Annotated in this window: 18 protein-coding genes and 1 pseudogene; 8 read left to right on the top strand and 11 right to left on the bottom strand. The window is 38.3% G+C overall.

The window, feature by feature from the left end:
• Nucleotides 1-524: 524 nt before the first annotated feature.
• Together FIU21_RS08000 and FIU21_RS07995 are read left to right on the top strand one after the other, a co-directional pair.
• Nucleotides 525-1,091, top strand: coding sequence for an NUDIX hydrolase (locus FIU21_RS08000; protein WP_004361187.1), 567 nt, complete (start codon nucleotides 525-527; stop codon nucleotides 1,089-1,091).
• A 31-nt stretch (nucleotides 1,092-1,122) separates the two neighbouring features.
• Complete coding sequence (locus FIU21_RS07995) at nucleotides 1,123-1,371, top strand: hypothetical protein (RefSeq protein WP_004361186.1); 249 nt, start codon at nucleotides 1,123-1,125, stop codon at nucleotides 1,369-1,371.
• On the opposite strand, the gene FIU21_RS07990 is transcribed toward FIU21_RS07995, so the two are convergent.
• The 3 genes from FIU21_RS07990 to FIU21_RS07980 are packed head-to-tail and all read right to left on the bottom strand — an operon-like array spanning nucleotide 1,351 to nucleotide 4,117.
• A complete protein-coding gene (locus tag FIU21_RS07990) occupies nucleotides 1,351-2,712 on the bottom strand; it encodes an MATE family efflux transporter (protein WP_172891356.1) in 1,362 nt (453 codons plus the stop codon). The genes FIU21_RS07995 and FIU21_RS07990 overlap by 21 nt on opposite strands.
• A 56-nt stretch (nucleotides 2,713-2,768) precedes the next feature.
• Nucleotides 2,769-3,446, bottom strand: a complete 678-nt coding sequence (locus tag FIU21_RS07985) for a DUF4230 domain-containing protein (protein ID WP_004361183.1) — start codon at nucleotides 3,444-3,446, stop codon at nucleotides 2,769-2,771.
• A gap of 2 nt (nucleotides 3,447-3,448) precedes the next feature.
• On the bottom strand, nucleotides 3,449-4,117 hold the full coding sequence (locus tag FIU21_RS07980) for a DUF4230 domain-containing protein (RefSeq protein ID WP_004361180.1): 669 nt from the start codon (nucleotides 4,115-4,117) through the stop codon (nucleotides 3,449-3,451).
• 319 nt (nucleotides 4,118-4,436) lie between these two features.
• On the opposite strand from FIU21_RS07980, the pseudogene FIU21_RS07975 reads away from it, so the two are divergent.
• The 4 genes and pseudogenes from FIU21_RS07975 (at nucleotide 4,437) to FIU21_RS07960 (ending at nucleotide 10,810) form a co-directional block, all read left to right on the top strand.
• Nucleotides 4,437-6,314 (top strand): annotated as a pseudogene (locus FIU21_RS07975) (IS1634 family transposase).
• Nucleotides 6,315-7,213: 899 nt separating this feature from the next.
• The gene (locus FIU21_RS07970) at nucleotides 7,214-8,422 is read left to right on the top strand and encodes an L-serine ammonia-lyase (RefSeq protein WP_036886762.1); all 1,209 of its coding nucleotides are present in this window, start codon (nucleotides 7,214-7,216) and stop codon (nucleotides 8,420-8,422) included.
• A 517-nt stretch (nucleotides 8,423-8,939) separates the two neighbouring features.
• Nucleotides 8,940-10,334: a DUF2130 domain-containing protein gene (locus tag FIU21_RS07965; RefSeq protein ID WP_004361174.1), complete on the top strand. Its 1,395-nt coding sequence runs from the start codon at nucleotides 8,940-8,942 to the stop codon at nucleotides 10,332-10,334.
• Between the two features lie 20 nt (nucleotides 10,335-10,354).
• A complete protein-coding gene (locus FIU21_RS07960) occupies nucleotides 10,355-10,810 on the top strand; it encodes a DIP1984 family protein (protein ID WP_004361171.1) in 456 nt (151 codons plus the stop codon).
• 1,248 nt (nucleotides 10,811-12,058) lie between these two features.
• Here the strand turns inward: FIU21_RS07960 and eno are convergent.
• The 4 genes from eno to FIU21_RS07940 all read right to left on the bottom strand — a co-directional run bounded on the left by eno (nucleotide 12,059) and on the right by FIU21_RS07940 (nucleotide 16,207).
• Complete coding sequence (gene eno, locus FIU21_RS07955) at nucleotides 12,059-13,366, bottom strand: phosphopyruvate hydratase (RefSeq protein ID WP_004361169.1); 1,308 nt, start codon at nucleotides 13,364-13,366, stop codon at nucleotides 12,059-12,061.
• Between the two features lie 124 nt (nucleotides 13,367-13,490).
• The gene (locus FIU21_RS07950; protein WP_004361166.1) at nucleotides 13,491-14,066 is read right to left on the bottom strand and encodes a LutC/YkgG family protein; all 576 of its coding nucleotides are present in this window, start codon (nucleotides 14,064-14,066) and stop codon (nucleotides 13,491-13,493) included.
• A complete protein-coding gene (locus tag FIU21_RS07945) occupies nucleotides 14,059-15,441 on the bottom strand; it encodes a lactate utilization protein B (RefSeq protein ID WP_004361164.1) in 1,383 nt (460 codons plus the stop codon). Before FIU21_RS07945 ends, FIU21_RS07950 begins: the two co-directional genes overlap by 8 nt.
• A gap of 34 nt (nucleotides 15,442-15,475) precedes the next feature.
• A complete protein-coding gene (locus FIU21_RS07940) occupies nucleotides 15,476-16,207 on the bottom strand; it encodes a (Fe-S)-binding protein (RefSeq protein ID WP_004361162.1) in 732 nt (243 codons plus the stop codon).
• 169 nt (nucleotides 16,208-16,376) lie between these two features.
• Between FIU21_RS07940 and FIU21_RS07935 the strand changes: the two genes are divergently transcribed.
• The gene (locus FIU21_RS07935; RefSeq protein WP_004361160.1) at nucleotides 16,377-18,245 is read left to right on the top strand and encodes a DNA topoisomerase 3; all 1,869 of its coding nucleotides are present in this window, start codon (nucleotides 16,377-16,379) and stop codon (nucleotides 18,243-18,245) included.
• A 303-nt stretch (nucleotides 18,246-18,548) separates the two neighbouring features.
• Here the strand turns inward: FIU21_RS07935 and FIU21_RS07930 are convergent, their stop codons facing one another.
• The 4 genes from FIU21_RS07930 to FIU21_RS07915 all read right to left on the bottom strand — a co-directional run bounded on the left by FIU21_RS07930 (nucleotide 18,549) and on the right by FIU21_RS07915 (nucleotide 22,805).
• Nucleotides 18,549-18,974: a hypothetical protein gene (locus FIU21_RS07930; RefSeq protein WP_254361453.1), complete on the bottom strand. Its 426-nt coding sequence runs from the start codon at nucleotides 18,972-18,974 to the stop codon at nucleotides 18,549-18,551.
• Nucleotides 18,975-19,835: 861 nt separating this feature from the next.
• Nucleotides 19,836-20,978 (bottom strand): cytochrome d ubiquinol oxidase subunit II, encoded by a 1,143-nt coding sequence (locus FIU21_RS07925; protein ID WP_004361158.1) that lies wholly within the window; start codon nucleotides 20,976-20,978, stop codon nucleotides 19,836-19,838.
• Complete coding sequence (locus FIU21_RS07920; RefSeq protein WP_004361156.1) at nucleotides 20,975-22,510, bottom strand: cytochrome ubiquinol oxidase subunit I; 1,536 nt, start codon at nucleotides 22,508-22,510, stop codon at nucleotides 20,975-20,977. The genes FIU21_RS07925 and FIU21_RS07920 overlap by 4 nt, the downstream gene beginning before the upstream one ends.
• A gap of 79 nt (nucleotides 22,511-22,589) precedes the next feature.
• Nucleotides 22,590-22,805, bottom strand: coding sequence for a DUF4492 domain-containing protein (locus FIU21_RS07915; protein ID WP_004361154.1), 216 nt, complete (start codon nucleotides 22,803-22,805; stop codon nucleotides 22,590-22,592).
• 193 nt (nucleotides 22,806-22,998) lie between these two features.
• Here FIU21_RS07915 and FIU21_RS07910 point away from each other — a divergent pair, with 193 nt between their 5' ends.
• Nucleotides 22,999-24,504, top strand: coding sequence for a TolC family protein (locus FIU21_RS07910; RefSeq protein ID WP_004361152.1), 1,506 nt, complete (start codon nucleotides 22,999-23,001; stop codon nucleotides 24,502-24,504).
• The last annotated feature ends 47 nt before the right edge of the window (nucleotides 24,505-24,551 follow it).

Raw genomic sequence — 24,551 nt, 5'->3', positions numbered from 1 at the left:
TTGTAGAATATGATAATGCCAAAAGCTTATAACATTACTACGTATACCAAGCGCTGTTCAAGGAAACTCCATAGATGTCACAAGCCTTAGTAATTGTCATTTATATCTCAAATCAAAGGAGTTATCGTCTAAATTATCAAGTTGACGCTCATCCTCTTGATAAACATTATCAAGGTTAAACTCTTGTTCGTTGTGCATCTTTGGTTTACGTTTCATAGTAATATTCCTCCATAGAGTAGCTCTGCCGTAAAGCATACCCCTGATTATAATTGATTTAGGATACGGCAAGTCCTTGTTATCTTGTTTACAAAGATATAAAATTTAATTGATAGTTTCGTCAACAAAAATGATTTTCTTTGTTGTTTTTTCTATTTGAAAAGGTTTAAGGTAGGGTAAAAAGGAAAAAACTCTTTCATAAATAACTAAAAGCTAAACGTAATAAAAAGTAAATGACAAGCATTATATTTGCACATTAAATTGGAATATAATAACTTTGTATCTACTGAATCACATTTTATGATGTTATGGATAAGAATAAGCAACGAAACGATGAAGATATGAAATGGAGTATACTTGCATCCGAGCAACTTATTAATCGACCTTGGATGAAGGCTCGTCGTGATACCGTTCAGTTACCAAATGGAAAGATTTATGATGACTATTATGTACTTTCATATCCAAAGTGGATTAATGTAATTGCTGAGACAGAAGATGGGAAACTTATCCTGGAGCGTCAATATAGACACGGACTTGGCGTTGTGTCAACAGAGATTTGTGCAGGAGTGGTAGAACAAGGAGAGGTTCCGCTACATGCAGCACAACGAGAATTAGAAGAAGAAACTGGGTACACTGGTGGTAATTGGGAAGAGATTATGACCATAGCTCCTAACCCAGGAGTTATGGATAACTTATGTCATTGCTTCTACGCTCGTGGCGTGAAAAAGACAAGCAAGCAGCATCTTGATGAGACAGAAGACATAGATGTTTTTCTTTGTCCTAAGGAGGAAGTAAAACAAATGTTATTACGTGGTGAGTTTATTCAAGCATTAATGGTAGCTCCATTATGGAAATACTTTAGCATCAAAGATTGATTTAATTTCAAACATTCTAATAGATAAGAACATGATTACAAAAGATAGCATTGAGTCAGCCTATTGCTTTTTCCATCAGAAGTATCAAGTTTACGCATTCTCAAACAGCGAACGACAGAAAGATGACATCGAATATGCCATCAGTTCATATGTAGATGGGATGAGTCCAGAACTATACAAATTGTTAGCTAATGGTCGAGAGGAGTTTCTTTTGACACATAATAGATTTGCTGAAGATATGCAAGAGGCTATTAAAAAACTATCCAATTTGTCTCTTTAGTCTTCTAATCAACCAAATATAGGCTGGAATAAGGAATATATCTGCCATTATCCATGCTACTGGGTCAGCATAACAAACACCTATCCATGCCAAAGCAGGTACTAACCAAATACTCACACCACAGCGTGCTATCATTTCCATAACCCCACTCATCATACTCAAGTTACTATATCCAAGACCTTGAATACTGTATCGAAGTATGACGAGAACTCCCAATGAAGGATAGAACCAGTTTGAAATACGCATCAATTGTGCTGCATTTGCAATTACTTCCTGCTCTTTTCCATTAACAAAAATCATCATCATTTCGTCTGCAAAAGGATAGATAATAATAACTGTAAGAACGAAATAAGCCATCATTATCCACATTGCATCATTCAAACCAGTTTTTATTCGCTGAAGTCTCTTTGCACCAAGGTTTTGTCCACAGTATGTTGCCATGGCTACACCTATATTTTCAAGTACACAGGTGAATATGTATTTAATACGAATAGCTGCAGTAAATGAAGCGACATAAACTGTTCCTAAAGCATTATTTGCACTTTGCAGCATAATAATACCAATAGAGGTAATTGAGAATTGTAGCCCCATAGGTATACCATTGTTCAGCAAAATACTTATTCTTTTGTTATCAAACTGACGTTCATCACCGATAGGTACGAGGATTGTCATGTGTCGTTTGATAAACCACCAACATAATGATGATGCAAAAACCTGGCTGAGAAAAGTTGCTATACCAGCTCCTTCAACTCCCATTCCAAGTAACAGAATGAAAAAAATATCAAGAAAAATGTTTAAGAAAGAGGATGCAAGAAGAAAGTAAAAAGGCTGCTTGGAATTACCTAATGCTCGTATCTGACCAGATAAGAGATTATAGGCAATAGTAAAAGGGATAGTGCAAAACTGCAGAAAAAGAAAGACATAAGCGTCATGAAAAATATCTTCTGGCGTGTTAACCATTTGTAGAATCTTATCACATAGAAAACAGGAAAGTAACGTAATGACGATGGCTAATACTAAAGCAATACGCATAGCGTTGCTAACATAACAACGCATCTTATGGTAGTCCTTTGCTCCAAACGCTTGAGCTACAGGTATAGCAAAACCAGCGCATGAACCATTACAAAAGCCCATGATAAGAAACATGATACTACTTGACGCACCTACAGCAGCCAAAGCCTCTACACCTATCCATCTTCCTACTATTGCAGCATCAATAATTAGATACATTTGCTGCAATATATAACCAAGAATGAGAGGTAGTGCAAAATTCAAGATAGCACGTGAAGGAGCGCCTTCTGTCATGCTTTTTATATGTTGTGTTGTTTCTTCTGATGCCATTATCCTTTTATTACCCCTCAATTATAAAACTGTAAACTTCCTAATAACTGTGTTTGTTATTGTTTCTTTGAGACAAACTCAACCTTAATGTTTTTATATCCCATAGAACGGAGGAACTGAGTAAACTGTTGTTTAGCATTTTTCTCAGCAATTCTAATATTCTCAGTTGTCATACAACGAGCTAACATCTTTTTATAGGCACGATTATAGAGTTGTTCACGATCAGCCGAAGTCCAGTCTCCTTTCTCAAAAAATGAGCGTGATTTAGCCTCGTCGATAAAGTTAGTGTCAAGTAATCCAATAGGTGGCAACTTTGCAACGATAACACTGTCATTCTCAACACGAAGCCAATGAGGTTCTGTCTGATGCAAGTCAACACCTAAACGAACCGTACCATAATAGATACGCACAAGTTCTGAGTCAGAGAAAAAGCCACGACTCACCGTATCTATGAGTTCTTCATCATTGATTGCAAGAAATTCCCACTGACCTATATCTTGTATTTGTTGTATCTGTGTTGGCGTTATATCAATACGCTGATCAGCAGATATACTTATCTTATTGGATGAATTAAACCAATAAAATAGACCGACACAAATACTAATGATGATTAAAAAGGTCAGCAGACAGCCTTTATTAAATGATAAGAAACGACTAAGAAGTCCTTTCTTATTCGGCTTAATATCATTCTTCTTTTGCTCTGTTATTATATTTTCAGGTGTTCTTGTTTCCATTTTCAATCCTTTTTATTTACTTCAATCACCTGTCCTAAATCCTTCAGAGTAAACTTTTTGCGGAATGAGACAGTTATGTCAGATTCTTTATACCCCATAGCAGTAAAGATCGGAACAAGCTGTCGTGCAGCACTTTCTTGTGCCTGTTCGATGATACCCATCTGTGGTATAGAAGCTATAATCTGTTTTCTTCCTTGTGCTTCATAACTTGTAAGTTCAGCATCCGTAAAGTTATGACGTGTCAGTGCCACATATTCCTTCACCTCCTTATGATTAATCTTTGTTGAAGTAAGAACAATCTTTGGATCGGGTAGGGTAATGAGAAGTTCCTTTCCTTGGCGTTGAATATTCTTATCACTAAAACCAGATAAGTCTATGTAGGCTTTCAATGTAGCGTCCATTGGAATTGCAATTCGACGATCACCTAATGGTAAAGTCACACTGAAGTCTTGCTTCATGAACGAGCCAGACAGTTTCATCTTATCATCATGAGTGATAATCTTATGAATACGGTATTCTGTTGTGTAAAGTCGTGAACATTGCTGTACCTGTGTTACCAACATTGGAATCGTATCAATAACCTTTGCAACTGGCTCTTCTGTACTTTTTTTATCAGTACAAGCCACTGTCAGCAATGAAAGAATCGACAGTATGAGGGCGAAATGTTTCATTCTAAATCTTTATAATTATCTGCGCAAAGATACAAAAAACACATGATAAAACACTTTCTTGACTAATAAAAAGAAACAAAAAGGTAGAGTAGGGGGGATAAAATATCGAACTTAATAGAATTATTTAGGCTTATCCGTTTAAACCAAACCTCTAACTCAAGTTTAACGGGCAAAATTATTTTTCATAAATTTTCAGTATATTTTGAAGGCTTCTGATTTGCTAAGTGCTTAATAATCAGGCATAGCGTTTTCTAAATATGGGCAAAATCTGATTTGTAGGACACCAGCATATCAATTTTTTTTTTGTTACTTTGCACCCATGCACGCAAATGTACAGACACGTTTCAACCCAGCAACTGGGGAGAAGGCTCTTTATTATAGACTAAAAGAGTCCTATCGTGACGTGGCTGGACACGTACATTCGCTCATCCTGCTCAATATCGGTTTTGAACCTTCTCTCACAGCCTTGCAGGTCAGAAGGATTGCCTTTGCACTGACAGAGCGTTTTAAGAACAGAGGAACTAATTCTTTATTTGGCAAGCCGCTGGAAGGACTCACCGCATTGGAACAGACAAAGGCAGATGAGTGGTGGTAGCGGATGAAAGAGGAAGGTGGCATTGATAGATTCGATAAGAAGGAACAGAAGGCCATAAAGGAGTCTGAACGTTATATTGACCTTGATACGGCAGAACATACTGACGCAAGGAATGTCGGTGCAGAATGGCTCTGTAAGCAGACCATTGACAAGCTGGGGTTGGAAGAGTTCCTGCGTGACCAAGGATGGAGTAACCATTCTATCCACACCGCACTCTCTGCGCTTATTATCCGGACAGTGTATGCCGTGTCTGAACGTTCCTCGTATTATTATCTCAGGGACAATTCGGCTGCCGCCGAGCTTTACACAGGTTCGCAAGACTGGACTCCAGGTATCAATGCCCTATACAAGGTAACGGACAAGCTTTATGAGCTCAAGGAAAAGATAGAACGTCACCTGTGCAACGTCACAGATAACCTTTTCAATATAGATAACAAGCTGATGCTCTTTGATTTGACTAACTTCTACTTTGAGGGTAGTAAGCGTGAAAGCAAGAAGGCACAGTTCGGTAGATCAAAGGAGAAGCGATCAGATTGTAAACTTCTCGTCCTGGCCCTGTGTATCAATAAGGAGGGGTTCATACGCTATTCTTCTATCCTGGAAGGCAATACGGCTGACCCTAAATCACTGCCAGATATGATAGATACACTGGCAGGCAGGAATCCTGTACAAAAAGAAAAGTCGCTTATTGTGATGGATGCAGGCATTGCAACCGAAGACAATCTGAAGCTTATCAAGGCAAAGGGCTACAACTATCTCTGCGTATCCCGCACCAAGTTGAAAGATTACACGCTCAGTGAGGACCACAAGAGCGTGATGGTGAAAGATGCCCGAAAGCAAACGATAATGCTCAACAAAGTACACACGGAAGGTGAGGACTACTACCTTGAAATAACTTCTCCATCTAAGGCAATGACCCAATCGTCAATGAACAAACTCTGGCGTGAAAGGTTTGAAACAGAGCTGAATAAGATAAATGATGGTGTTGCAAAGAAAGGTGGAACGAAACTCTACGAGAAGGTTGTAGAGCGTACGGGCCGAGCCATACAGAAATACCCCTCTATCGCAAAATACTATGCGATAGACTACGTTAGAAACGAAGAAAAGCCAAAGGAAATGCTACGTGTAGACTGGAAGCTCAAAGACCTCTCAGCCATTGAGTCCGGACATGGCGTATACTTCTTACGGACCAATGTAGAGACCCTCGACGAGTGTACCACGTGGGACTATTACAATCTCATACGAGAAATCGAATGTACCAACAGGCAGTTGAAGACCGACCTGAACCTCCGTCCTATATACCATCAGACCGATGACCGGAGCGATGCGCACCTTTTCTTCGGCCTGCTTGCCTATTGGGTGGTAAACACCATCCGTTGCCAGTTGAAGAGAGAAGGCGAATCCTGCTATTGGACCGAAATCGTGCGGAGGATGAGCACCCAGAAACTCGTAACCACAGAAGGCAGGAACCCATTGGGAGACATCGTACAGATGCGACAATGCAGCAATCCCTCAAAACAGGCAACTGCTATATACGATAAATTGAAAATAAAATATGCACCATTCAGAAAAATAAAAATTTGTAGGACACAGAGTTCATAGCTAAAACTTCAAAAGTGAAGTAACAGCGAGATTCTACGACAATAGGTGTTAAACTTGGGATAAGATTGCAATATGAATTGCAATAAATATATTGCCAAGGCTGTTAAACCCAAATCGGTCATTAGAGCCTAAACATATTTTGTTTTTTATCGAGCAGATTGTTTGGCTTTGTAATGCAGGCATAGCGGAACTACGTCAAGTTACAAAGACGGACAAGATACCGATAAGACAATAAAGATGTTAGGAAACAATACCATAGTAAGAAGAATTATACATATTGTGGTCTAATGACCGATTTGGGTTTAACTACCTGTTTTCTTTTCATTCTCTGATATAGAAAACCTTGTTATATTGATTACTATGAAAATATTATGAGTATTATGAAAAATCATGACATAATTTCGAATAACATATCAATAAATAAAGGTAAAAATACGTATGAAGAGAGGATTTGTAACCAACAGGAAATCAAGTTGTTATAAACTCATACAAGAAAAGGTGCTTAATTGGACTTCAAAAGGGCGTTAATAAGACCTCAAAAGGGCACCTATTGCAAGCCTATTAGGCGTCTTTTAGAAGCGAAAAGAGCATGTTTTAGATTCAACTTGCACGAAAATTATTTACAAATAACAATTAATAGGAGGGTAACCTGCAGAATACGAGAGTCATGGTAATGGATAGACATGGTATTTCTATTTCAACAAATAAATATTTGATAGCACCCTCTCCTTAGAATAATCGATTAAAAGGAAAATTAGAAATATAACCTATAGGAATAGGTTTTAGATAATAAAAAATCATATCCGACAATTTATAAGATGCATTTCTACTTAATTGACGTTTTTTTTCGTACATTTGCAGCAGAATAGTAAATAAGAAAGTATTTGGGACAACCATATATGGAATCATTAAGAGAGATATTTAGAATCGGTAAGGGTCCATCAAGTAGTCATACGATGGGACCACAGCGTGCAGCGATAATCTTTGCAGAACGTCATCCAGAAGCAGCAAGATTTGAAGTTACTTTGTATGGAAGCTTGGCTGCCACAGGTAAGGGGCACATGACAGATAAGGCCATTATTGACGTACTAAAGCAAATAGCACCAGTAGAAATAGTATGGGAACCTTCGGTTTTCCTTCCTTATCATCCTAATGGCATGTTGTTTCGTGCCTATAATAACAGTCAAGATCTCTTAGACGAATGGACTGTATACAGTGTTGGAGGTGGTGCTTTGTCAGAAGGAAAGGCCACAGACGACTACTTCCATAAGGAGTCTGTCTATGATTTGCATACACTTAAAGATATCCAAACATGGTGTGAGCATCATGGACGTGGTTATTGGGAGTATGTAAAACATTGTGAGGAGGATGATTTATGGGACTATCTGCGTGAAGTCTGGAAAACAATGCAGGCTGCTGTTGAGCGTGGTCTTGACAGTGAAGGAGCCTTACCAGGTCCATTGAACCTTGCTCGTAAAGCACCTAATTATTATATAAAGGCACGTGGATATAAGCCTTCGTTGCAGAGTCGAGGAATGGTTTATTCATACGCTTTGGCAGTTAGTGAGGAGAATGCCTCTGGTGGTACGATTGTGACCGCACCTACTTGTGGTGCCTGTGGCGTAGTCCCTGCAGTCCTGTATCACCTATCAAAGGGACATGATTTTTCAGAAACTAAGATATTGCATGCACTTGCAACAGCAGGTCTTTTTGGTAATATAGTAAAATATAATGCTTCTATTTCAGGTGCAGAAGTTGGTTGTCAGGGTGAAGTTGGAGTAGCTTGTGCAATGGCATCAGCAGCTTCTTGTCAGTTGTTTGGTGGTAGTCCATCTCAGATTGAATATGCTGCAGAAATGGGTTTGGAGCACCATTTAGGTATGACATGTGATCCCGTGTGTGGTTTAGTACAGATTCCTTGTATCGAACGTAATGCTTTTGCAGCTTGTCGAGCATTAGATGCTCAGCTTTATGCATCCTTCAGTGATGGTAGCCATCGCGTTTCATTTGACCGTGTTGTAGAGGTTATGAAGCAGACTGGACATGATATTCCGTCTCTTTATAAGGAAACAAGTGCTGGAGGTTTGGCAAAGGATTATCAGATGTAAAGCTTATTTATCAGTATTACATCTGTCTGATACCTATTAAAGAAGATATATAGATGTTCTTAATGCTCAGTAAACGTTTTACCAGATATTGGTAAAAGCGATTACTGAGCATTGATTCTTGTAATAAGAAAGTTAATCAAATTGTTTTTTATCCTATTTATATTTGAGTCTTTTAAACCTATGGACATATTGAAATAAGATAAAGACTATGCCATTTTATTAGACTTGTTCATTTGCAGATAATCTAATTTGAGGTGCTATTAAACAATAATCAACATTCCTTTATAGGGTCATTTTTGTAGGTAATAATAGTGAATCCAATAATTTAACGAGCAATTTACTATTTTTCTTGCTTAATCATTCAGATTGAGCAATTAATTTTGTATATTCGCATTCGGCTTGTTTATTTTATAGCTAACATAAATATCGATGCAGATTGAATGACGAAGAACAATAGAAATATTTATGGTCAGAATTCTGTGAGTAGACTTTTCAAATATCTAAAGATATCAGATTTATGAAAGAATTAATATGCCCTAACTGCCATAAGGCATTTACTGTTGACGAAGCAGACTATGCTTCCATCGTTAATCAAGTAAAGAATACAGAGTTTAACGAGGAGGTTAACCGTCGTATAGCTGAGCTTCATGAGCAGCACAAGGCAGAACAAGCCTTAGCAACTGCAAAGACAGAACAAACCTTTCAGCACCAACTCTCTAAGAAAGAACTTGAACTTGGTGCCAAAGATGCTGAGATTGAACGTCTGAAAAGTGAGAAAGAAAGCGAACTTACGAGGCTAAAAAGTTCATTCTCAGCTGAGATAGAGGTGCTTAAAACACAGTTAGAAAACATTGCAACTGAGAAGAAAAATGAGATGATGATTGCTTTGGCAGAGAAGGAACAGCAAATATCTAAGCTTAACTCTGTCATAGAACAGAATGATAATAAGTTGCAACTTGTGCTCATGGAGGAACGTAGTAAAGCTCAAAAGGAGGTTCAAGCAAAGGACACAGAAATCTCTCAGCTTCGTTCTGCAGTAGAATTAGAGAAGCGTGAAGCACAACTTCATGAGGCATCACTCATCAAACATCATGAGAATGAACTTCGAATGAAGCAGGATTTAGTCGACTATTATAAAGATTTGAAAACCAAGATGTCTACCAAAATGGTTGGTGAGACGCTTGAACAGCATTGTAGTATTGAGTTTGACCAATATATTCGACCAATGATGCCTACTGCATACTTTGAGAAAGACAATGATGCAAGCGATGGTACAAAGGGAGACTTCATCTTTCGTGCAGAAGAAGATGGTACGGAGTATATCTCTATCATGTTTGAAATGAAGAATGAAATGGATACTACTGCCACTAAACATAAAAACAATGACTTCTTGAAAAAGCTTGATGATGACCGTAAAAAGAAAGGTTGTGAGTTTGCTGTTTTAGTCAGTCTTCTTGAAGCTGATAATGAACTTTATAATACTGGTATTGTAAACAAGAGTCATCTGTACCCAAAGATGTATGTTATTCGACCACAGTTCTTCGTTCCATTTATCAATCTTCTTGTACAAACGTCAAAGAAGAGTTTAGAATATAAGAAGCAACTGATTCTTTCACAAAGCAAAGAGGTGGATGTCACCAACTTTGAAAATAAGATAGAAGACTTCAAAACTAAGTTTGGACGACATTATGAGATGGCATCTAAGAAATTTAATGATGCTATTAAGGATATTGATGCTACAATTATAAAACTTCAAAAGGTACGTGAGGAACTTTTAAGTAGTGAGAACAACCTTCGTCTTGCTAATAAAGACACAGACGATCTTACTATACGTAGGCTAACGTACATGAATCCTACAATGAAAGCCAAGTTTGACGAAGCACGTAAGAATAACCAGAATATAACAGAATAATTACAAAAATACATATCGCAATGAAATTAGCAGAAGCATTAGCTATTCGTAAAGATACACAAAAAAGAATAGAACAGCTTAAAAGTAGAATACTGAATAATGTTCGAGTACAGGAAGGAGATTCTCCTTCTGAAGAACCTAAGGAGTTGATGAAAGAGATGGATGCTTGTCTGAATACTCTTTTCGCTTTAATTTTCAAGATTAACAAGACTAACATGAATACTATTAGTGAAGGGCGTACAATTACAGAAATGATGGCAGAACGTGATATTCTCTCTATGCGTATCACGTCACTTCGAGAAATTTTTAATAAAGCGTCAGAATCTCAGGAACGTTACAGCCGTTCTGAAATCAAAATGGTAACAACCATAGATATCAAGCCTTTAGGTAAGAAGATTGATGACTTGTCTAAGCAATTACGCGAACTTGATATGAAGATACAAACATTAAACTTCACAACAGAACTAATGGAGTAATCTTTATAAAGAATGTAAGAAGATTAAAGAGACATTTTAAGGTGTAGTCTTATTATGTTGTAGGTGTGAGCTAAAAACAACATTACATCAGAGTACGGGGTTTCTGAGGATTTATTTGCAGGTTGCATTTCCCAGCATATAATGTCTAAAAAGACTGGTACGGTGTACTTTGCATTTTGCATATAGCATTACCATTAGCTAACTATAACATATTTGACGAGGGTGGGATAGGGAATTTTTTTAAGCGTTATTGCTGAATTTAAATACTAAGATTAAACATAAAGCAATAGATTCCTAATTTTGAGAAAACAAAAAATCTCATGATAACATTAGACAAACGAACGCTACAATACCTTTAGCTGACCTATAAGAGAAAGTTACACTCTTTTCTAAGAATCAGTTTTGGTAACTTTCATTCTAATTTCATGATATATTGAAAGTTAGTAATATAAATCATTGAAAGTTAGAATCAGATGATAAAGTAGGGATTTATATGATTTTATAATTTGACAGTGAGTTACAAATTATCTATTTATCATAATGCCTATTATGTATTAAGCATATAAAGAGATATTAAAAACCATTAGGCGTTAGTTATATTCTTACTTATAAAATTAGTTATCAAAGAGAAAGTAAGTCTGTTTGCACAACAGAAACTATACAAATAAGCTAAAATGAGAAAATAAGAAACAGAAAAACAGCTTCAAATTAAAATGAATAACTTTAAAACTTAAGAAAGAAATCGTTTCTAAATATCATGTCATATTAACCTAATTAAAAATATCTTTGTAAATAATTTTCGTCTATTGCATTTTTATTGAGGCTAAATTAGATGTGAATTAAGGCTTAATTGACTTGCTAAAGACGCCCTTCAGCAACTTTATTAACGCCCTTTTAGAGTCCAACTAAGCACCTTTTCTTTTGTTATTTTGTAACTTATTGAGGTCTAAGCACTTACAAAGGACGTCCAAAATGGCATTTTTGAACATTATAAATGACTATTTTCAAGAATTAATGTAAAATTTTTTCGCACAGTAAAAGTACTAAAATGCTAATTATTTTATTGCTATAAGACGTTGGATTATACATTAATAATTTATTGTATAACGAAGAAATCTATTTATGTTATGGGAACCCCAATAGCATTTGTCATAACTACAAACAATAAAAATAGGAGATAATCACTATTATAAGCAATTATCCCCTACTCTATAAAATTCATTTAATCACACAAGGTGATAAAATAATTTACTTCAACTTTGCGTAACCATACTTAGCGCAAGCACCAAGTTCCTCCTCAATACGGATGAGCTGGTTGTACTTAGCCATACGGTCTGTACGAGACATAGAACCAGTCTTAATCTGACCAGAGTTTGTTGCAACAGCGATGTCAGCGATAGTTGTGTCCTCAGTCTCACCAGAACGGTGTGAAGTTACAGTTGTATAACCATGACGATGAGCCATCTCGATAGCCTCGAGAGTCTCTGTCAAAGAACCTATCTGGTTAACCTTGATAAGGATAGAGTTAGCTGCACCCATCTTGATTCCCTTCTCGAGGAACTTAACGTTAGTTACGAACAAGTCATCACCAACGAGCTGGCAACGATCACCGATAGCAGATGTCAACTTAACCCAGTTCTCCCAGTCGTTCTCATCAAGACCATCCTCGATAGAGTCGATAGGATACTTTGTGATAAGGTGCTCGAGGTAAGCAATCTGCTCATCAGCACTAAGCTTCTTACCATTAGGATCCTTTGGCATACCATTCTTCAACTGACGATAGTCATAGAACCATTTACCATCCTCGCATACAGCGAACTCAGAAGCAGCACAGTCCATAGCAATCTTAACATCCTTGCCTGGCTCATAACCTGCGTCCTTGATAGCCTGAATGATTGAATCGAGTGCATCCTCTATACCATCGAACTTAGGAGCGAAACCACCCTCATCACCTACTGCTGTAGAAAGACCGCGCTTCTTCAAAAGCTTAGCAAGTGCGTGGAACACCTCAGCACCCATACGGATACCTTCCTTCTCAGAAGGAGCACCTACTGGACGAATCATGAACTCCTGGAATGCGATAGGAGCATCAGAGTGAGCACCACCATTGATAATATTCATCATAGGTACTGGCAATACATAAGTATTTGCACCACCGATATAACGATACAATGGAATATTCAATGCCTTTGCAGCAGTCTGAGCTACAGCCAAAGAAACACCGAGAATAGCGTTAGCACCGAGCTTACTCTTAGTAGGAGTACCATCGAGTTCAAGCATCTTGTAGTCAATAGCACGCTGATTCAGCACGCAGTCACCCTTCAAAGCTGGAGCGATAAGGTTGTTTACATTCTCAACAGCCTTGAGAACACCCTTACCCAAGAAACGGTTCTTGTCGCCATCACGAAGCTCCAGAGCCTCGTTCTCACCGGTAGAAGCACCAGATGGAACGCTTGCACGACCCATTACACCATTTTCGAGAGTTACCTCTACTTCAACTGTAGGATTGCCACGTGAGTCCATAATCTCGCGAGCATGTACTTTTTCAATCTTCATAACTTATATGTTTATTAAAATCAGTTATATTTTTAACTTTCTTTTCTCCTTGCAAAGTTAATAAAAAAAGTCGTAAACCTCTCCTAACAATACGTTATATTTATGTTTTTGACAAAATTAACGTTTATCCCATTATGATAACTGTAACCCCACGTGCTGCTTGTGCTCCCATGACAAGTGCTTGTTCAATATCGGCTGTTTTGCTTGGACCGGATATAAAACAGCCGTAACCATAGTCTGTCATGTTAATCTTTTTATATGCTTCATGCATATTATTGACAATATTGTTACGTTGAACGAGGATTACAAGGTTTTCTGAGATGAAATAAACAACTCTTTCTTTCATTGTTTGTGGCACCCAAACACATCCGTTCTCTGCTACAGCAATTTCTCCCTGAATGATTCCAACATCTGTTCCATTGAGGTCTTGTGCCTTTGAAACAGTGTCAGGATTAAGGTCTGCCTTTATTCCTTTTACACTTGAAGACAATACCTTAGCATCGGGATAAGCCTTTTGTATCAGTACATTGATATCATCTTCTGCCTTAGCCTCAATGACTTCACAGCCTACAATATGACTTATCTCAATAAATTGCTGTACTACATCTTGATATTTAATACCCTCAATAGGCTTCTCGGGCATATCAAACTGTTCTTTTGTATTACGTCGTAATTTGCTAAATAAATCTTCTTTATTCATGCTTCAATTCCTCCATTGCGTGCTTAAATATGACATGGAAAGGCTTTTTCGCAAACTTTGGCATTGTATGACCAATGCTCCATGGATTAAGCTTTATATCCATTAGCGATTCTGGTATGTGATTGGCAACTGATGAATTACGAAGTAAAGCATCATAAATATGATAGTTTTCGTAAACAACTTTCATACCTTCTGCCATCACTTTCTTTTCTTTATTCTCTGTACCATATTTCTCAAGGCTTTGACGCCATCGATATATCTGACTACCTGGAGTTACCTTTGCAGGGCAAACACAATCACAACTCAAACATAATGAGCATGCAGAAACATTACCACTGTGCTGTTTTGGATTCTTTAGCATACCAAGGTCAACTCCAATAGGACCTGGAATAAAGTAACTATATGAATAACCTCCTGAACGACGATAGACAGGGCAAGTATTCATACATGCACCACATCGAATACACTTCAATGTCATCCAATGTTCTTTATTTGCAATCATGTCACTACGCCCATTGTCTACTAATATTACATGCATCTCACCTCCTGGTCGTGCCTTACGGAATTGAGAGGTAAAGGCAGTTGATGGTTGTCCTGTTCCACTGCGTGCTAATAAGCGTTGGAACACTGCCAACGAATCATAATCAGGAATAACTTTCTCAATACCCATGGCAACAATATGTAATTTAGGTACTGAAGTTGACATGTCAGCATTACCTTCATTAGTGCAGACAACACAATCTCCTGTCGCAGCAACACCAAAGTTACAACCTGTAAGTCCTGCATCAGCATCCATAAAATCACCACGCAAATCTTCACGTGCACAACGTGTAAGATAAGTTGGGTCATGATTTCCTTTCTCTTTAGAGATTCCTTTCTCTTCAAACATCTCTCCAATCTCATCACGAGTCAAGTGAATAGCAGGCATAACAATATGCGCAGGCTTCAAATGCATGAGTTGAAGAATACGCTCACCAAGGTCGGATTCAACGACATTGATTCCTCTCTTTATCAGATAAGGATTCATCTCACATTCCTCGGTCAGCATTGATTTAGATTTAACGAGTTTCTTTACTTTATGAGACTCCAGTATTCCATAAACCATTTCGTTGAACTCCTGTGCATCTTTAGCAAAATGAACAATAACACCATTACGTTCCAAACTATTAGTAAATTGCTCTAAATAGTCAGCTAAATGGGTTGCTGTATGCTCTTTTATTCGACTTGCATGTTCACGTAAATCCTCCCATTCTGGTAGCTCTGCCGCTGCAGCATCTCTTTTCTGACGTAATGACCAAAATGTATGGTCATGTCGTTCAACCTTCTTAGGGTCTTTCAGAAACTCTTTTGCTTTTTTAGAATGATATGTTGACATAACTCTTTTGTCTTTTATAACCTTTATATAAATATCATAAACCCGCAGCTAAGATCTCAGCTACATGCATGAACTTGATAGGATAGTGTTTCTTTCCTGCCACACCCTGCATGTGCATTAAGCATGAACTATCCGAACCAGTGATAAACTCAGCTCCCGTATCCATATGACGTTTCACTTTATCGTTACCCATAGCAGTGCTGATATAAGGTTCTTCAACAGCAAACATACCACCAAAACCGCAACACTCATCCTTGCGTTCAGGTTCTTTAACCGTGATACCTTCCTTGAGTTTTAATAATTCAACTATCTTATTTACTGGCTTCTCTTGCAATTCAGAAGGTGTACTAAGCGTTAATTCACGTACACCATGACAAGAGTTATGAACAGACACGACATGAGGAAAACTTCCAGGAAGTTCCTTTACCTTCAGAACATCATGTAAGAATTCTACCAACTCCATTGTTTTCTTAGGTGTCTGACACTCATAATCGAGTATTTGTGGGTAATTAACCCGCACAAAAGCAGCACAAGATACACTAGGTGTTACGATATAATCGAAGTCTTTAAACTTATCCTCAAAACGTCCAGCAAGGTGATTTGACATACGCTGAAAGCCACCATTTGCCATTGGTTGACCACAACAAGTCTGATGTTCGGGATAGACTACATCTAATTTTAGCTTTCTCAAAAGCTTATAAGTTGCTACGCCTACTTGTGGATAAAGTGCATCGACGTAACATGGAATAAAGAGACCAACTCTCATAATTTTATCTTTTCTTGTTCGTTTCTATGCTACAAATTTAGATAAAATTACTTAGATAGCATAGGAAAATCACAAAAAAGACAGGGAATAAAATAAGTTTAATCCTTAACAAAGAATATTTTTCTTACCTTTGCAAAGGTAAAATGGCTTAAAACAAAGAAGAAATTGTATGATAGTTTGCATTGCAGAGAAACCCAGTGTTGCTAAAGATATAGCTCGAATCCTTGGTGCCAACAAGGCTTGTAACGGCTATATGGAGGGCAATAATTACCAAGTAACATGGACCTTCGGCCACCTTTGTGAGTTGAAGGAACCTAATGATTATTTTACGAACTGGAAATATTGGAGTCTCGCTGCATTGCCAATGATACCTCCACGCTTTGGTATTAAGCTCATTGAAGACGAAGGTATCAAAAAGCAGTTTGCTGTTATTGAGCAGCTTTACCAGTCGGCAGAGATGATTATCAACTGTGGTGACGCTGGTCAGGAAGGTGAATTAATTCAGCGGTGGGTAATGCAAAAAGCAGGTGTAAAGTGTCCTGTGAAGCGTCTTTGGATATCTTCGATGACGGATGAAGCTATTCGCGAGGGGTTTGCCAACTTAAAGGAACAAGAGCAGTATCAGCCACTTTACCTCGCAGGATTGTCTCGCGCGATTGGTGACTGGCTATTAGGAATGAATGCTACACGCCTTTATACATTAAAGTATGGCAACAATAGTTATGGCAGAGGTCAGGTTCTGTCAATTGGTCGAGTACAGACACCAACCTTGGCACTCATCGTACAGCGACAAAAAGAGATAGATAACTTTAAGCCAGAGCCTTATTGGGTATTAGCTACAGTTTATCGTGAAACGCAGTTTACGGCAACAAAGGGTAAATTCACCTCTAAAGAAGAAGGCGAAAAAGCCTTCTCAACGATTGAAGGAAAGCCTTTTACAATAACAAGTGTAGCAAAAAAGAAAGGGGCAGAACAGCCTAAACAACTTTATGATCTCACCTCTCTGCAGGTAGATTGTAACCGTAAGTTTGGATTCTCTGCTGAGATGACACTCAATACGATTCAAACTCTCTACGAACGTAAACTTACAACTTATCCACGTGTTGACACACAGTTCCTCTCTGATGATATCTATCCGAAGTGTCCACAGATAATGAACGGACTCTTTCAGACTACATTTGCGGGTAAAAAACCTTATGCCGATATCGTGAAGACGTTGGGTGGCAAGCCATTGCCTAAGACAAAACGTGTCTTTGATTCCTCAAAGGTGACAGATCACCATGCCATTATTCCAACTGGTGTACTACCACAAGGACTGACAGATGCTGAACAAAAGGTGTACGACCTCATTGCACGTCGTTTTATCGCTGCTTTCTATCCCGATTGCAAGTTCTCTACGACAACAGTATTAGGTAATGTTGACGAGATAGAGTTTAAGGTTTCTGGCAAAGAAATATTGGATTTGGGTTGGAGAGTTTGCACTGATACCCCTACAGGTTCCTCCTCTACTCCATCGGATGATAGCCAAGAAGGAACCGCTACAACCTCTCCTCTACTTCCTACCTTTAAGAAAGGGGAATCAGGACCGCACACCCCTACCCTTACCGAAAAACAAACAACCCCTCCAAAACATTACACTGAGGCCTCTTTGCTTCGTGCAATGGAAACAGCTGGTAAGTTTGTTGAAGACGAAACCCTGCGTGCTGCTATGAAGGAGAATGGTATCGGACGCCCTTCATCACGTGCAGGAATTATTGAAACGCTCTTTAAACGCCATTATATTCGTCGTAAAAGAAAGAATATAGAAGCAACTGAGACTGGTATTGCACTGATTGATACTATTCACGAGAAACTTCTTACATCAGCCGAATTGACGGGTATCTGGGAGAAGAAACTTCGTGATATTGAAGCTAAAAAGTATGATGCTTCTCAATTTATTAACGAATTGAAAGAGCAACTTACGAACATAGTCAACGACGTGTTAGCTGACAATTCTACACGAAAAATTGGTGAAGTAGAGGGTGATAAAGAGAAGTAGAAAGAATATTCTTTTACTTTTCTACAATTAAAGATCTTTAAATAAAAGAGAATAGGTAAAGAGCTGGCAGACTTGTGACCATACCTTCAATTAGACTTACCCACCATTTGTCTTCAAATATAACTGCAAATGAAGCAGAAGAGAGTATGATAGATGGTATGTATATCACCAAGTTAAGATATGGGAAATAGCCTTGTGTTATGGCAGTTATGAAAAGAATCAAAATCGATATGCATAGGAAAATGGTAATCCATACCGTATAAATTAATAATCTCTGTTTCATTTTTCTTTTGTCTATGGTATTTACATCTTCTTTACATACCAATCATTGCCTATATATTCATACTCTTGCTTATGCGAGTCGAAAAGGTATCTTTTGTCATTATAGTCTTTATTTATTTTTATATAGTCAATGCCATTAGAAATCACTCTTATTATCTTCCCATTATCTATGCAACAATACGATAGGTTTAATTTCTTATAAGACTTGAGAAACTTAATTATCTCGTTATCCTGTAAGGGATAGTTCTTTGGCTTTTTAGTTATTCTCAACTGGTTATCTACAAACACAAGACCACTCCCCTTTACCCTAAATAGCTCAAAAATGGTCACGTCAATATCTCTATTATAGATTAAGACACCATCTAATTGATTAAAATCGTAGTTTATTATTTGACTACTATAGTTTACTTCTGAAGAACAACCACCAAAGAGAAATAGAGTAATCAATAAAACTAATATCTTTATCTTCAAATTCATACAACTATTTTCTGCAAAAATAACGCAAACGAGAGCAAAGGAAGCTTGCTTCCACTTTGCCGAGTGCAGCATATTTTCTGCAAAGATATAAAACATATTCTATAAACCGGAATTTGAACTTTATTTTTTTAATTCCAATTTGATTGATACGATACAAAACTGCTGTTTTGTAAAGATAATTCTAAACACACAAAATAAAAGACGCCCAATAAGGATTCAATTGAGGCTTAATTGACCTCTAACAAAGGCTTAATTGGACCCTTAAAGGGCGTTAGTTAGAAGCTAATTAAGCACCTTTTGTTTTCCAACTTTGTTATCTATTGATTAACTGATAGTTGCAACTATGGCTTTTGATGGTCATTTCTTGAGTTCAAAAGTGCTTTTTATAGAGATTTTTGTAAATATATTTCAATCGTAAAAATATCTTTTTTAATAAATAAGTGAGTGTTGTTATCTAATAAACAAATATTGGTGTCCGATAAAACTTTTTTGGAGTTATCTGTGTTAGTTAAAATAGACTTAAACTTATGATTTCATTAATTTATCTGGTTATTATAGGGCTTTCCTTGTCAATATAAGCACATTTTATAATGCTTACAGTTTGAAACTGAAAACCAAGCCCCTGAATAAGTAAAACGGCTGCAACACCGATGAGTAAAGGGATACAGAGCTTTCAGTTTATTTTTACCGGACAGCAATAATAAACAAACTGATTTAAAACCAAGTTTAGTACTTCTTTCTATAAAAAGAAAGGGGTGAGAGAAACTCATAAATAGAAACTTCTCTCACCCCCCATAGGCTTTTATCTGTATAGAAAAGGAAGACTAAAACTTAGTAAGCGTGGTCGTCCTCAGCAATTTCCTTACGGTCAATAGCCTTCTTGTCGATTGCACGCCAAGCATAAACTATGTATGCCAAAACGAATGGAACAAGGAAGCTAACATAGAACATAGCCTTCAATGTGAACTCACTTGAAGAACTGTTCTGAAGTGTCAATGAGCTCTGTTGGTCGGCTGTTGATGGATAGTAAGCTGTGTTGTTCCATCCTGCAATGAGGAAGAGAACCAAAACAACCAATACAACACCAATACCTGCAGGCCAAATACCACGTACATACTCTGGCTTAAGAACAGTCTTAACGATTCCGAAAAGCAAGAGAACAACACCTACAAGCAGAATGATAGCTAATGGCCACATTGCTAATAAGTTGTTCAGATACTTCATTGGTTCCATAACGATAATGCCAGCTTCATTTACTGCGTAACCCTCGCCTACCAATGTTACAATAAGGAAAGGCAAGAAGAACAGTAAGAAAAGAACAGTGTTAACGAGCAACTGCTTACGAACACGTCCACGGATAATGTCATCGTTCACATTATTATTAATATAGAGTGTACCGAGGATACGTGCAAGGAATACTACAGAAATACCAAAGATAACTACCCAAAGATTGAGCAGTACGTCAAGTCCACGTGAACCATTTGCCCAATGAGAGATAACAGGCTGCATGAAGTCAGTAATGTTACCTTTCTCTACGATGAAGTTAGAACCTGTAAAGAAGGTTGCAACAGCTCCACCTAAGAGCAATGGACCAAGAATACCATTAATAATCAATCCAGTCTGGAAGGTACGAACACCAAAGAGGTTACCTGCCTTGTTCTGGAATTCATAACTAATAGCCTGAATGATAAAGGTGAAGAGAATCAATACCCATACCCAGTAAGCACCACCAAAACTGGTACTATAGAACAGTGGGAAAGAAGCAAAGAATGCTCCACCGAACGTAACGAGCGTTGTAAAGGTGAACTCCCACTTACGACCAGTTGAATTAATGAGCATGCGGCGCTCTTCTTCTGTCTTACCCAATTGGAAAATCATTGAGTTTGCACCCTGCACGAACAGCAGGAAGACAAGTAGCGCACCTAAAAGTGAGATGATGAACCACCAGTAGTGTTGCAGAAAATCGTATGTCATAGTTCTGGTCCTTTCTTAATTTGCTTACACATAATACTAACTTCAACTGTCAACATTGCAGTAAAGAGAACAAGGAAGAGGAAGAAGGTGAATGCGATACCACCACTTGAGAGGTCGCTCACTGCTGCCCATGTTGGAAGCATATCCTGGATTGTCCATGGCTGGCGGCCAAATTCGGCAACAAGCCATCCACACTCACTTGCAATAAAAGCTAATGGGATGAGTGCAATACCTACTCTCTGTAACCAGCGTGGACGAGTAATATCTTTCTTGTAAACAATAAACAATATCACTGCAAAGATAAGAATGAAGAAACATCCAAGGCCAACCATGATTCGGAATGACCAGAAGTTAACAGGAATGAATGGTACAACCTGCTTAGCATCCTTAATATATCCATAGCCAAAGTACTTCATATCCTTTTCAAGAACTTTGAGATTAGACTCTTTGTCCTTTCCTGCACGATAGTCTTTAAGTGCTTGGATAGCATTACGACCACGTTCCTGCTTCTCCTTCAACGATGGTTCCATTGTGCCATCAGTCTTCTTATAACCACGGATGATATCCTTTACACCAGGGACATAGCCATGAGCATCCTTTGTTGCAAGGATAGAAAGCATATTAGGTACAGCTATTCGCATAGGAGGTTCAGACTGGTTCATGTAATCAGGCTGCTCAAATGGGTTCACCCAAGCAACTGCTGTCAAACTCTGATCAGTACCTCCTTCATAGAGAGCTTCCATGGCTGCAAGCTTCATTGGCTGTGATTGCGCTACCATATAAGCAGAGTTATGACCTGTAGAACCTGCTAAAAGAGAAGCTACAAGACCAACAGCAGCACCAACCTTAATACTCTCCTTTGCAAGCTCTATGTGACGCTTACGAAGCAGATACCAGCAGCTTACACCAACTGTGAATGCTGCGCCCAATATCCAAGAAGAAGTAATGGTATGTGTGAACTTGTCAATTGCAAATGGACTCAGTGCAACATCGAAGAATGAGGTCATCTCATTACGCATCGTATCAGGATTGAATGTACAACCGATAGGATACTGCATCCACGCATTAGCCACGAGAATCCACCATGCTGAGAGCGTTGCTCCCAATCCAGTGAGCCATGTTGATGCAAGGTGGAAGCCCGCTGAAACCTTGTTCCAACCGAAGAACATCACTGCAACGAATGTTGACTCCATAAAGAAAGCCAAGATTCCTTCGATGGCAAGTGGTGCACCAAAGATGTCACCAACGAACCAAGAATAATTGCTCCAATTAGTTCCAAACTCGAACTCAAGGATGATACCAGTAGCAACACCCATGGCAAAATTAATACCAAACAATCGCTGCCAAAAACGAGTTGCAGTACGCCAAAACTCCTTTCGGGTGCGATAATAACAAGTCTCCATGATTCCCATTACGACAGCTAAGCCCAGTGTCAAGGGAACGAAAAGCCAGTGATAGATGGCTGTCAGTGCAAATTGTGCACGTGACCAGTCAACAGTTCCTGGATCAATGGCTAAAAGTAGGTTTTCCATTGTTTGTTGTTATTTATTAAAATGTTATGAATTGAATATATTGCTATCGGTAATAAATGATGATAATAACTGAAGCTCGTTATCTTTTCATCAGTTGTTGCTCAATGAATTCACCCTCTTTTCCTTTTTCCGCATTCGCTTTTAGAAAGTTTGGAAAGAAGAAAATCTTTAACACAAGGAACATAATAGCCAACTTAACTATTATCACTGTCCAAAGTGTTTTACCCAATGTCATGTGCCGAAACCCGTCATAATAGAGGTCAAACGCACGATAAAAGAAATTGTTTTTGTTCACTGTATGAAATGTTTTCGTACTTGTATTTTATACAAACCTATCCTGCAAAGTTAAACATTTATTTCCAAAGTTGTTCTATATTTCCCTAAAAATAGGCATATTTTTGTATTTTAATGATTATCAGCCTACCTTTCCTTGTTAATCAATATAAAAAGGCTACTTTTGCAAAAGATATTTTTAGAGGCATTTAACAATGAAAAAGTTATTCACCATAGCAATGTTATTGGGTGTCACCTTGGGCATTCATGCACAGGAGGTGTACTCTCTGCAGAAGTGTCGTGAGCTGGCTTTACAAAACAATCGTCAGCTAAAGGTTTCGCGTATGACAGTAGATGTGGCAGAAAACACACGTAAGGCAGCTAAGACAAAGTATCTGCCACGTGTTGATGCACTTGCTGGTTATCAACACTTTTCACGAGAGATTTCACTTCTCAGCGATGATCAAAAGAATGCATTTAGCAATCTTGGAACAAATACCTTTGGGCAGTTAGGTGGTCAGATTGGACAGAACTTAACCTCGTTAGCACAACAAGGTATCCTCAGTCCACAGATGGCTCAGCAGCTTGGTCAGCTCTTTAGCAATGTTGCGACACCACTCACTCAGGTCGGAAACAATATCGGACAAAGTATCAATGACGCATTCCGTTCAAACACAAAGAACGTCTATGCCGGTGGTATTGTTGTCAATCAACCTATTTATATGGGAGGTGCTATTAAAGCAGCTAACGATATGGCAGCTATTGGTGAGCAGGTTGCACAAAACAATATCAGCCTTAAACGACAGTTAGTCCTCTATGGAGTTGATAATGCGTATTGGCTTGCTATCTCCTTAAAGAAGAAAGAAGCGTTAGCAACTCGCTATCGTGATTTAGCTCAAAAGCTCAATGAGGATGTTAAGAAGATGATACGCGAGGGTGTAGCTACTCGAGCTGATGGATTAAAGGTTGAGGTAGCTGTTAATACAGCTGACATGCAAATTGCTCGTATTCAAAGTGGTGTATCATTGGCTAAGATGGCATTGTGCGAACTTTGTGGTCTTGAATTGAATGGTGATATACCTCTATCTGATGAAGGTGATGCCGATCTCCCTCCTACTCCATCAACACAGTTTGACAACTATACAGTCTCTTCATCAGATACAACTGGGCTTAATGAAGCTCGTCCAGAGCTACGTCTCTTGCAGAATACAGTTGATATGAGCATACAGAATACCAAACTTATTCGTTCACTTTATATGCCTCATGTACTTCTTACTGCTGGCTATTCCGTATCGAATCCGAATCTCTTTAATGGTTTCCAGAAACGTTTTACAGATTTATGGAACATTGGAGTAACAGTTCAAGTACCAATATGGAATTGGGGAGAGAACAAATATAAGGTACGCGCAAGTAAGACTGCTACGACTATAGCACAGTTAGAAATGGATGACGTACGTAAGAAGATTGACTTGGAGATAGAGCAGAACAGACTCCGTCTTAAGGATGCAAACAAGCAACTTGCTACCTCTCAGAAGAATATGGCTGCAGCAGAAGAGAACCTTCGTTGTGCTAACGTAGGCTTCAAAGAGGGTGTTATGACGGTTACAGAAGTCATGGCTGCTCAGACTGCTTGGCAGACTTCACGCATGGCAATCATTGATGCAGAAATCAGCGTAAAGTTAGCACAAACAGGATTACAAAAGGCTCTTGGCGGTTTATAATACAGGTTTGAACTTTGAGACTTGCGTTTCATGGAGCATTAGAAAGT

Origin of the sequence: Prevotella melaninogenica, assembly GCF_013267595.1 — a bacterium.
GTDB classification, from domain to species: Bacteria; Bacteroidota; Bacteroidia; order Bacteroidales; family Bacteroidaceae; genus Prevotella; species Prevotella melaninogenica_D.
The sequence above is the reverse complement of the archived record's forward strand: the minus strand, read 5'-3'. Positions and strand labels throughout refer to the sequence as shown.

What these genes read in the sequence shown, in the direction of transcription:
- FIU21_RS08000 (WP_004361187.1), top strand. Translation starts at nt 525, where the DNA reads ATGGATAAGAATAAGCAACGAAACGATGAAGATATGAAATGGAGTATA.
- FIU21_RS07995 (WP_004361186.1), top strand. Translation starts at nt 1,123, where the DNA reads ATGATTACAAAAGATAGCATTGAGTCAGCCTATTGCTTTTTCCATCAG.
- FIU21_RS07990 (WP_172891356.1), bottom strand. Translation starts at nt 2,712, where the DNA reads ATGGCATCAGAAGAAACAACACAACATATAAAAAGCATGACAGAAGGC.
- FIU21_RS07985 (WP_004361183.1), bottom strand. Translation starts at nt 3,446, where the DNA reads ATGGAAACAAGAACACCTGAAAATATAATAACAGAGCAAAAGAAGAAT.
- FIU21_RS07980 (WP_004361180.1), bottom strand. Translation starts at nt 4,117, where the DNA reads ATGAAACATTTCGCCCTCATACTGTCGATTCTTTCATTGCTGACAGTG.
- FIU21_RS07970 (WP_036886762.1), top strand. Translation starts at nt 7,214, where the DNA reads ATGGAATCATTAAGAGAGATATTTAGAATCGGTAAGGGTCCATCAAGT.
- FIU21_RS07965 (WP_004361174.1), top strand. Translation starts at nt 8,940, where the DNA reads ATGAAAGAATTAATATGCCCTAACTGCCATAAGGCATTTACTGTTGAC.
- FIU21_RS07960 (WP_004361171.1), top strand. Translation starts at nt 10,355, where the DNA reads ATGAAATTAGCAGAAGCATTAGCTATTCGTAAAGATACACAAAAAAGA.
- eno (WP_004361169.1), bottom strand. Translation starts at nt 13,366, where the DNA reads ATGAAGATTGAAAAAGTACATGCTCGCGAGATTATGGACTCACGTGGC.
- FIU21_RS07950 (WP_004361166.1), bottom strand. Translation starts at nt 14,066, where the DNA reads ATGAATAAAGAAGATTTATTTAGCAAATTACGACGTAATACAAAAGAA.
- FIU21_RS07945 (WP_004361164.1), bottom strand. Translation starts at nt 15,441, where the DNA reads ATGTCAACATATCATTCTAAAAAAGCAAAAGAGTTTCTGAAAGACCCT.
- FIU21_RS07940 (WP_004361162.1), bottom strand. Translation starts at nt 16,207, where the DNA reads ATGAGAGTTGGTCTCTTTATTCCATGTTACGTCGATGCACTTTATCCA.
- FIU21_RS07935 (WP_004361160.1), top strand. Translation starts at nt 16,377, where the DNA reads ATGATAGTTTGCATTGCAGAGAAACCCAGTGTTGCTAAAGATATAGCT.
- FIU21_RS07925 (WP_004361158.1), bottom strand. Translation starts at nt 20,978, where the DNA reads ATGACATACGATTTTCTGCAACACTACTGGTGGTTCATCATCTCACTT.
- FIU21_RS07920 (WP_004361156.1), bottom strand. Translation starts at nt 22,510, where the DNA reads ATGGAAAACCTACTTTTAGCCATTGATCCAGGAACTGTTGACTGGTCA.
- FIU21_RS07910 (WP_004361152.1), top strand. Translation starts at nt 22,999, where the DNA reads ATGAAAAAGTTATTCACCATAGCAATGTTATTGGGTGTCACCTTGGGC.